The organism is Chitinophaga sp. 10T418 (assembly GCF_056394125.1).
The window spans coordinates 1-9,650 of record NZ_JBFTHG010000032.1 but is presented as its reverse complement, the minus strand read 5'-3'; the positions used below and the strand labels follow the sequence as shown (position 1 = coordinate 9,650).

7 protein-coding genes are annotated in these 9,650 nt (G+C 37.2%); 5 read left to right on the top strand and 2 right to left on the bottom strand.

Features of this window, described 5'->3' with window-relative positions:
- The 5 genes from AC1DCV_RS35555 to AC1DCV_RS35535 form a co-directional block, all read left to right on the top strand.
- Positions 1–449 (top strand): hypothetical protein (locus tag AC1DCV_RS35555; protein ID WP_477027647.1); only part of this gene is annotated, 449 nt, incomplete at its 5' end.
- A complete protein-coding gene (locus tag AC1DCV_RS35550; RefSeq protein ID WP_477027646.1) occupies positions 370–1,053 on the top strand; it encodes a hypothetical protein in 684 nt (227 codons plus the stop codon). The genes AC1DCV_RS35555 and AC1DCV_RS35550, both read left to right, overlap by 80 nt.
- 102 nt (positions 1,054–1,155) lie before the next feature.
- On the top strand, positions 1,156–1,974 hold the full coding sequence (locus AC1DCV_RS35545; protein ID WP_477027645.1) for a DNA adenine methylase: 819 nt from the start codon (positions 1,156–1,158) through the stop codon (positions 1,972–1,974).
- An 18-nt stretch (positions 1,975–1,992) separates the two neighbouring features.
- Positions 1,993–4,023 (top strand): ATP-binding protein, encoded by a 2,031-nt coding sequence (locus AC1DCV_RS35540; protein WP_477027644.1) that lies wholly within the window; start codon positions 1,993–1,995, stop codon positions 4,021–4,023.
- Positions 4,001–5,338 (top strand): hypothetical protein, encoded by a 1,338-nt coding sequence (locus AC1DCV_RS35535; RefSeq protein WP_477027643.1) that lies wholly within the window; start codon positions 4,001–4,003, stop codon positions 5,336–5,338. The genes AC1DCV_RS35540 and AC1DCV_RS35535 overlap by 23 nt, the downstream gene beginning before the upstream one ends.
- A gap of 310 nt (positions 5,339–5,648) precedes the next feature.
- Here AC1DCV_RS35535 and AC1DCV_RS35530 read toward each other — a convergent pair whose 3' ends face one another.
- Positions 5,649–6,896, bottom strand: coding sequence for a hypothetical protein (locus AC1DCV_RS35530; RefSeq protein ID WP_477027642.1), 1,248 nt, complete (start codon positions 6,894–6,896; stop codon positions 5,649–5,651).
- A gap of 16 nt (positions 6,897–6,912) precedes the next feature.
- Entirely contained in the window at positions 6,913–9,006 is a 2,094-nt protein-coding gene (locus tag AC1DCV_RS35525; protein WP_477027641.1) for an ATP-binding protein, read from the bottom strand.
- Positions 9,007–9,650 lie beyond the last annotated feature (644 nt).

The window sequence follows — 9,650 nt, the reverse complement described above, 5'->3', positions numbered from 1 at the left end:
GCAAAAGTGATACTATACCAGTCGCAATTTTGCGACACTTTAATAAACAAATAAACAAGTATAAACGAGAGAGAGAAAACATGCTCTCGCTCTCAAAAAAAAATTATAAAAATGAAATTAAAAATCCCCAAAGCGATCAGTATACACCCGGCGCGGAAAATGCAGATGCTACCGGGCGTGTTCTCCCCACCTTACCCCAGGTGCAGAAGTTTTTTAACACCCACGTCTACCCGGCGATGGAAGCAGGCAAGTTTTTCCATCACTACCAGGCCAATGGCTGGCGACAAGGCGGCAAGACGCTGATCACCGACTGGCAGGCCGCTGCCCACAAATGGATACTAAATATTCCCTCTCTAAAAAATGTAACCCATGACAGATACACCAAACAATCAACCGGGCCAGGAAGGCTCCATGTCAATGAAAACAAAAGCTATTCAGAGCCCTTATGACTATTACCAGCTAATGCAGCAGCTGGAAGAACATGGAAAGAATGTTTATGGACCCCGTTTCAGGATTGATGACATAGACCGGCCGGTGGTGGTGAAACTGCTGGCGTACTTCCTGCAGGATGAAGCGATTGCCGCTGCCGAGGATATCGATCTGCACAAGGGTATTTTGCTTACCGGCCGGATTGGCTGCGGTAAGACCTCCCTTATGACGCTTATGAGACCTTTGGTAGCGGAATCATACCGTCCGCATATGATCTCCTGCCGGCACATCAGTTTTGAGTTTAGCAAGATTGGGTACGATGTTATCAGCAGGTACAGTAACAATGCCTTTTTCCCGTATAGCAATGTACCTAGGGTACATTGCTTTGATGACCTAGGGTTGGAGCAGGAAGTGAATTATTGGGGGAATAATTGTAATGTAATGGGGGAGATATTGCTTTCGCGGTATGACTTGTTTATTTCAAATAAGATGATTACTCATGTGACCACGAATTTGAATAGCCAGGAGCTGGAAGTGGTGTATGGAAATAGGCTGAGAAGTAGGATGCGGGCGATGTTTAACTTGGTAGTGTTTCATATTGGTACTATAGATAAGCGCCGATAGAACATTAATGTAATGGATGCCTCTTTCTTGCGTAATTGAAATAAAGTACTATATTTAAGCACTTAACCTATACACGTTTGTTGTTTTTGTAATATAATGCACATGGATACAACCTCAATACAACCATTTTTGAAGTGGGCTGGTGGAAAAAGATGGTTTGTTCGTAATCACTTCGATCTAATACCTAAGAATTTTAATAGATATATTGAACCTTTTTTGGGAGGCGGTGCAGTCTTTTTTCATTTAGCTCCTGATGATGCTATTTTGGGTGATATAAATCCAGATGTAATTGCAGTTTATGAGGGATTGAAGACCAATTGGAAATTTATCAAAAAGAGTCTTCAATACCATCAACGTATGCATTGCGATAAATATTATTATCAAGTTCGAGATAAAAGAACAAAGGATCCGCTACAACAGGCTTCCAGAATGATTTATCTTAACAGGACTTGCTTTAATGGAATTTATCGGGTTAATTTAGATGGAGTTTTTAATGTACCTAGAGGGAGTAAGAATGCAGTACTTCTCGATACTGATGACTTCGAAGCAATTTCTAAAAGACTGGAGAATGCAACTATTCGATTGTCGGATTTTGAAGAGTTGATAGATGAAGCACAAGAGGGAGATTTAGTTTTTGCTGATCCTCCCTATACTGTTCGACATAATTTAAATGGCTTTATTAAATACAATGAAAAACTTTTCTTATGGAGTGATCAAGAACGTTTGGCCAAAGCATTAGTTAGAGCTCAGCTGAGAGGTGCGTATATTGTGTCTACGAATGCAAATCATCATTCCGTAAGGAAGTTGTACGAAGACTCGAATTTTGTTCTTAAGACCGTTTCTCGTTTTTCTGGGATATCTGCATCACCTGATAATAGAAAACAGTATGAAGAACTAGTATTACTTTCCAATCTACTATAACCCAATGACCTATTTACTATGGCTAGTCAAACACTAAGTACCCTCATTAACAATTCCACATTACATGGTAATCCACTAGAATCATTAAGACTTTTTCTTGATCAAGAATCTAGAATGGAGACTGCTAAGCAAATCGATAAGATGAGATTTGTTGGATATGTATTAGAACTTGGATATGAAACAGCTAAAATTATTACGAGTGATCCGTATAAACTTGCTGTGGGGGGAATTCCTAGAGGTTCTTTTCTTATCATGACGCCAGTCAATGCGGGTATAACACCATTGCATTTTACACTTCTTCGAGTGACTGGCGTTTCTCCTACACCATTAAGCACTCAGGTGCAACAAACCTACTTTGAACTTCATAAAAAATCAATGCCCGAACTGGATGTATGGACGCAAAGTGAGTTACAGTGGGGGGCATTAAACTGTGATGTTTTAGGAATGTTCTATGTGGATCCTCAGGATACTCAGAAATTAGCATACTCGGGTGATGTAAACAATGTTGTGAGTGCTCATCGTTATAAAGTTTTTGCTCCTGATGATAGCTTATTGCAAATTATTGTAAATGGCATGGTAAAAAATGATCACAGATTTGTTTTGGGAAACTTAAGGACTATGGAATGTGGGTTGTTGAGTACTGGCGCAGCAAGCAATATTCCTGTGAGCATTTCAATGCAAGATTTTAAGGGTACAAGAACTGCAATGTTTGGTAAAACKAGATTAGGCAAATCAAATGTGGTAAAATTAATTGCAAAGGGGATGTTGGACGCTACATTTGCAGACAATACTGTCGGCCAGCTAATTTTCGATATAAATGGTGAGTATGCAAATGATAATCCTCAAGACGACAACTGCTCAATTAGATCCGCGTACAGCAATAGGTGCGAAGTTTATGCACTGACCAAAAGGGCCGCCACACCTTCTAGATCTTTACGATTGAATTTCTACGAGCAACCAGACTCCATTATTGAAGTGATTGCCTCGCTTTTGGCCCAAGATAGTAGAGCATCAATTTATATTAAAAGTTTTGCAAACGTTAGGCTTGCTTCCTTCGATTCTATCGCATCACTGCAAGATGGTGATAAAGTAAGAGCTATTCGAAAAATTCAATTCTTTTGGGCGATTCTAAAAAAAGCAGGATTTGATAGTGATGAACAACGTTTAAAATCAAAGGGACTGCAAAGTCCTGCGAAGGTTTTTGATCCCGGTTTTGCTAAAGAGTTAAGAGATGCTGCCTACAAAGCAAAAAGCCAAAATCCTCCAGCAGATGTTACTAGTTTAGATGAATTAGTGTTTGAATTGGAGCTAATATCTGATTATAGAAAGAAGAATCCAGATAGTTCATTATTTATTACAAAATCCAAGAAGCAATTGTTTGATGCTGATGACTTAGCTTTATTGGATTTTTTTAATCCATCTGCATCTGGTGCTGGCCCTACACTTTTAAGGAACTACAAAAGTTATCATTCTTCTTCGGCTGGAGACTTTATCAACGAAATTTTAGATTTTCTTGATAAGGGGAAAACGGTAATTCTTGATTTAGGAAATGCTACTGATCAAATTCGTAGATATTTTTCGGATATGCTTTCACGAGCCATTTTTGGACATCAAGAAAATAAGTTTGTTGAAAATACTCTTAGCAACACATTTGTTCAGCTTTATTTTGAAGAAGCACATAATCTTTTCCCTCCTGATAGCAAAGATCTTACGGGCGTTTATGCACGATTTGCAAAGGAGGGGGCTAAGTTCCATATTGGAATGGTGTATTCCACTCAGTCCCCTTCAACCATCAATCGTGAATTATTGGCCCAGACTGAGAATTTCTTTGTGGGACATTTGTCAAGTCAAGATGAAACGAAATCATTATCGAGAGTACAAATTGCTTTTCAGGGGATAGAGGATGATATTCTTAGGGCAAAAACTCCAGGCTACATGAGAATGTTGACTATGTCCCATAGGTTTGTTATTCCAGTTCAGGCATATAAATATGAAGCTACCTCCTTATCACAAATAACACAAGAAAATGGCATACAATCAAGGAACTAGGTTGGGAGCGGAGACGGCTTCAAAGCTAGGACATCTGTCAGTTATTCAGAGCGAGTGGGTAAGATCGTTAATTGAAAGCTTTGAGGATAGGAAGAGTATAGATGCTGCTTCTACCACTACGACTTGGCAGCGTTTTAATTTATCAGAAGCCATACCCCTAAGAAATATATGGGCTGTTGATGGTTCTTTCGTTACTGTATCTACAGATACAAAGCCTGTCAAAGAAGTCGCGTTTGTAAAGACCGCTCTATTGAGCGTCGATAAGACGAAATTAGATTCAATTGATAAAGAGCATCCGCATCCTCTTTTATTGCAGGACATTTTAAGAGAAAGTGCCGTGTTCCATTCGACAGTATTCCCTCTTAGGAATATTCAAACTTCCTTAGGTAGTAATTATGATGCTGTGCGAAATATCGTGAATGAATCAATTAAAATAGATGAAGATGGTGTTTTTTATGAAACACTGAAATGGATCACCTATCAAAAATGGGAAGAAGGATCCAAAATGTCAAGCCCTGAATTTGACTGCCCCCATTGTTATCTGAGAGTTGAAGGAGGGTTTGAGTACAATTCGGATGAGGGAAAGTGTGGATCCTGTGGGAATAGAATATTCTTGACAGATATGATTGGATTTCATCTTGATATGGATGAGGATAGCGCGCCAGATTCGGTGGCTTCGGCTTATATGCTTTTAATGGAGCACTTAATGTTATTCACTGCTATAAGATTGTTGTGGGGACATTCAGATAAATCGTTGGTATCTGAAACAATATTTATTAAAGACGGTCCATTAACATTGAGAAGTCAATATTCAAAGTTAGTACCTAATATTAGAGTTTTTTTTGAATTTGCTAAAGCTCAAAATAGAATTATCCATGTTATCGGTCAAGAAAAAAGCGGTGCTTTCTTTGATCATCTATCTTCTATAGTGTTGTTCACTGAGCCATTTGAAAGGGGGGATGATCTTGCGTATGCTCCATTGTCTCATGGCTATGTCCGAAAGGAAGTGTATAGATCTCCAGAGCTGTCAAATCCTTATGGAAGTAGAACTAATTGGGGAGAGAAATTATATGTCAAATTAGACTCTGGTACATACATGGTTTTGAATGTACCTACCGGATTATATAAGGATGATTCTAATTTCCCTTCCGCTAATGATATGATTGGATTGCGCAGGATCCTTGCTACTATACCTGGGTTAGTAAGTCATAAGTATGAAGGTGCTTTGTTTCCAATAGAACTTGCGAATGGCATTTCTTCTATGTCAAGTTATCCTTCAGCAAAAATACTGCAGAGATTTATTAGTAGCTCATAGACATATTGCTTGCTGGCTTATTTGGAAGGTCCTCCTTGCTCTATATTATATTTATTAGTTATTGTATATTACCAATGTTAGTTACTGATTTTGAAAAAAGGTTTATGAGATTTGGTGATCAAGAAATGAGTATCAATCTTCTCAAATGAGCTATAAATCCAATGTAAAAAGTGGGAATTCATCTAGAATCCTCGCTTTAGGAGTATATGAAATTTTAAAAAACTACCCTTAGTTAACACTTAATCAAAAATCCATGTACTGTCAGGCAGAGTAGTGGCTGTTGCTCTTAATATTTGCCAAATAGAAGGAATTACTTAATAAACGGCAGACCCAATCGTGCCGTGTGTGAAGCTAATTTTTGCAGTATATCTGCGAATAATTTGTCTTTAAATCTAAATAATAGTTTATACTTGACAACATCTTTTAGATCATTTTCAGTAACGGAACCAAAATATCGAAAGTCAAATCTGAGATACTTGGGGGCAGGTTCTCCTTCAAAAATTAGACCGTCCAATTCTTTATAATAATGCTCTTTACCAAACGTACTTTTCTGTCCATTCGACAATTCATTTATAAAAAATCCACCTAGCACCCTTGACCTGTCCGCTTTTTTATCCACAGCAAAATCACAAGGCGGAGTTACTTCAACCAAGATTTTGGTTGCACCCTGCGGAGCATTTGTAATCCCGAAAAAACTATTGTCTTCTAGTATTTGATACACGTTCCCTGGTATAACTTTACTTTGATCTATATTTTTGAAATCAAGAAATAGTTTTGAATTCAAAGATGCAAATACGTTTTTTTGTTCCTCTGGAGTTCCAGAAAAATTTATTACCTCGCCAACTTTAAAGAGATCTAAATCACCGTCATGTTGATGTATAATTTCATAATGTAGCATATCAGCAATCGCTTTAATTGCATCAATTTCAAGTTTATAATTCTCAATACTTCCAAGTGGAATTCCTGTGTAATTTAGGGCCAACTTATGTAAGATGAATTGTAAATCTTCCTGAAGGTTTGTATAATTTTTGACTAATGAGTAAATACTTTTTATAGAATGGTACTTTCCTTTATCAACTAGGCTATCCCAATACATGAAAAAGTTAGATGCAACATCATGATGCAACGCCGTGTCAATATCTGTCAGTAAGTTATCGTAGTTGTTTTGTTGAATGTATTTGGTTTTATCAACTCCGATAATGAAAAGGGGTAAGCTATAGCTGTCACCATCATTCCCCATTCTTTTCTTAAGTTCATCAATCTCATCAGTATGCTTTGACCATAGAACGATTCCATAGCTTCCGTATTCTTTACCTATAACTTTCTGAAATAATGAACGTATGATTCCTATATTAACAATGGGGCTTTTATCTTCTTCTAAATGTAAATCCAAGAAAATAAGTTTACTGTATTTTAGCGGCGTTGTCCTTTTTTTTAAATCTTCGGGCAGATGGTGTTTTACCCAAATTTCTTTCTTTTCTAAAAGATTTTTCAAATTGATTATCTCAGCTTCTTTATCATCAATGATGAGGACGCTGTCAATGAATTTTTCTATCATGAGTTTAGGAGGTTGATTATTTTTCTTTAGGGAAACATAGTGCCACCATTGCTTTATCCACTTCCATGTTCTGGATATAATTGGGCAAATTAATATCATATTTGTCTATAAATAAAAGGTGACCTTTCATTCCTTTCATCATTTCAGATGCAACATGCAATCCAAGTCCAGACCCTATATTGTGTGGTTTTCCAGTAATGAAAGGTTTAATCGCAATGTCTGTGGGAATATTAAAGCCCGGGCCATTATCGGAAATAATCATCGAGTTATACTCTATATTATTGAGCTTTATAGCATCTGTTAAGTATATGCTGATCTTTCTATTTTCTCTTCGTGCATAACTAAGCCAGAAGATTGCATTATCTAATATATTCGTTAATACAGAAATGGCCTCAGCCTCGGCCAAATATGCAGAAATGTTTGATTCTCTCCAATTTGTTAGTAGATCAATTTTATGATCTGAAAATCTAAAATGGAAGTTTGTTGTTGCAATTTCTACAATGTGGGATAATGGGGTAAGTCTTATGTCAGACTTTTTAATCATTGCAGAATATCCTTTTACTATCTTTTCTAACATTAAAGAAATGCTAATTGAAACATCTTTTTCATTGCGTTCGATACTTCCTGTTAACTGTGAAATTAATTTATCAATTTCATGGATAACAATACTAAGATTTAATCCTGCATTAGCACTTTTGATCAGTATTTCTTTAACTTCAACATATTGTGTGTTTATCCGATATAGGTATTTTAGGATTTCATTTTTTGATTCTTCATCGGTTATTTTGTCTTCAACATATTGAATGACTTCGTTTAGGTCAGACAAAACAGGTTCTATTACTTTGTGTTTTTGATATAAAGTATTTAACACCTGCTTATCTATGTTTCTTTCCCGGACAATTATTGAGAGAGCATATTCAACAGCATTTACAAAAGCATAGTATGATTCATTTTCAATAAACCCCTCACGATTAGATTTTTCTTGCAGCCCGTCACTGTCAGCCCGATTAATTTGTGCCGAACCAATGATCATATTATTACCTATATTGCCAGCAAACCGATTAATTCTTCTTCTATCTAAGCCAAGCCAATCATTGTCTTTTTCTCCATAGTTATAGACTCTAACGCCGTCTCTATAGACCCTGACCCCACCATTTTCTCTAAGATAATCTTTGATACTTTTCCTCTCAGCATTTACATAGCTAAATATTTGAGAACTCATTTCATAGATAAGTATATCAAATTCGATTGGACCAATTGCTCTTTTTTCTAGATCTATACTATCTCCATTTTGATCAATCAAACATAACTCTTGGTCAAGTAGGTCTGTGATAACTTTTGTACGTCCTGTATCTATTTTATCTAAGGAGCTCCAGGGCTTAAACTCATATTTAAATTCCACTATTTTGTCTCCAACCATTTTACAATGACCAAAATACAAGGCGCTATCCTTTATCTCTTCAAAATCAGGGAGGCCATAAAAAAAGTCGTCATCGTTTTTTATATTTACCTTGAAGGAATCGTTATTGTTAGAAAATGGACTGTTTAAGGTGTTCAAATCCCTATAAACTTCTCTTAATTCTCGTTTTCCCCAATTTGTTTTTAGGTTTTTGATTATTATTTTGGTACCTGTGCTATTTTTAAAAACTCGTGGAATATCATTTTCATATACTTCGATTTTGAAATCAGATATTTCCTCTGCTTCTGCCAGTTTATCCCAATCGATTAGAAGATTTACTTCCTTATGACCTTTACTTTTAGTAATTAGATGGATTACATTACCCAGTTTATGAATGCCGAGCCTTCCAATTCCTTTTTCGCCAAGTGGTATTCTGTTACACTCGTTTGGCACTTTTCTATTGAGCTTATAGTTAGTCCCAAGATTTAAATAGACTTTTAAAATAGTTTCGAGGTTCATTCCAGAACCATCATCCTTAATATGAATTTCGGTTATGATTTCTTCTTCAGAGATAAACGACACTTCACAAAATGAAGCACAAGCATCGTAAGAATTTTTTGCTAATTCCAACAATGCAATACTCTCGTTTTTAATTAAATCAGCTCCCAAATGTGCCAATACTCTTGGTGAAACTGAAAAGTGTTTTTCCATTTTAATTTAAATCTAATACCAGCTTAAATAAAAGGTTATAGTAGTGCAATATAACTTAAAGGAATAATTAAACAATATGGGTAAGTATCTAGAATTAAGGCTCGTTAGTTTGTTTCGATTAGAATCATAGCATTTTTATTAGTTAGGAAGTAGCTGGAAATTGTAGGGAAGTTACAATAAAAGGAGGTAGGTCGAATTAGAAACCGTTATTGACGCTCGTTTTAAACCAAAGCTAAATTAGTACTCAGAGCGGAAATCGAATTTGCACCCTAGTGTAATAGTATTGTTGTGGTTAGAGTAATAAATATATCTCTACCACATATACATAAAGGCCCTGGGCTGTCAAAGGTCTCACTGCGGCCTCAGTCGGCAAAAAGGTCGCCAGGCTTCCGCTTGCCCCTTCCGCTGCGCTTCAGGGTCTGCGCTCCACCCTGTCACCCTTTTCGCACTCCCTCAGCCTCCGTTCGGGTAGCTCCCGGTCTGGCTAAGGGCTGTTTCTAACATTGGTCGCTTTTATGCCCGCCATCCCTTCGCTACCCACTTTGTCCGCCCCCGCCCGCCACCCCCGGCCTTCCATTTTTGATTTGCCGTCCGCTGGCGCTCCCGGCGAGACAGAGGTCGAAGGCGCGGCCTGCTGCGGCTCG

Bases quoted from the DNA above. Each gene is read 5' to 3' on its own strand.
- AC1DCV_RS35550 (WP_477027646.1), top strand. From the start codon at position 370: ATGACAGATACACCAAACAATCAACCGGGCCAGGAAGGCTCCATGTCA.
- AC1DCV_RS35535 (WP_477027643.1), top strand. From the start codon at position 4,001: ATGGCATACAATCAAGGAACTAGGTTGGGAGCGGAGACGGCTTCAAAG.
- AC1DCV_RS35545 (WP_477027645.1), top strand. From the start codon at position 1,156: ATGGATACAACCTCAATACAACCATTTTTGAAGTGGGCTGGTGGAAAA.
- AC1DCV_RS35525 (WP_477027641.1), bottom strand. From the start codon at position 9,006: ATGGAAAAACACTTTTCAGTTTCACCAAGAGTATTGGCACATTTGGGA.
- AC1DCV_RS35530 (WP_477027642.1), bottom strand. From the start codon at position 6,896: ATGATAGAAAAATTCATTGACAGCGTCCTCATCATTGATGATAAAGAA.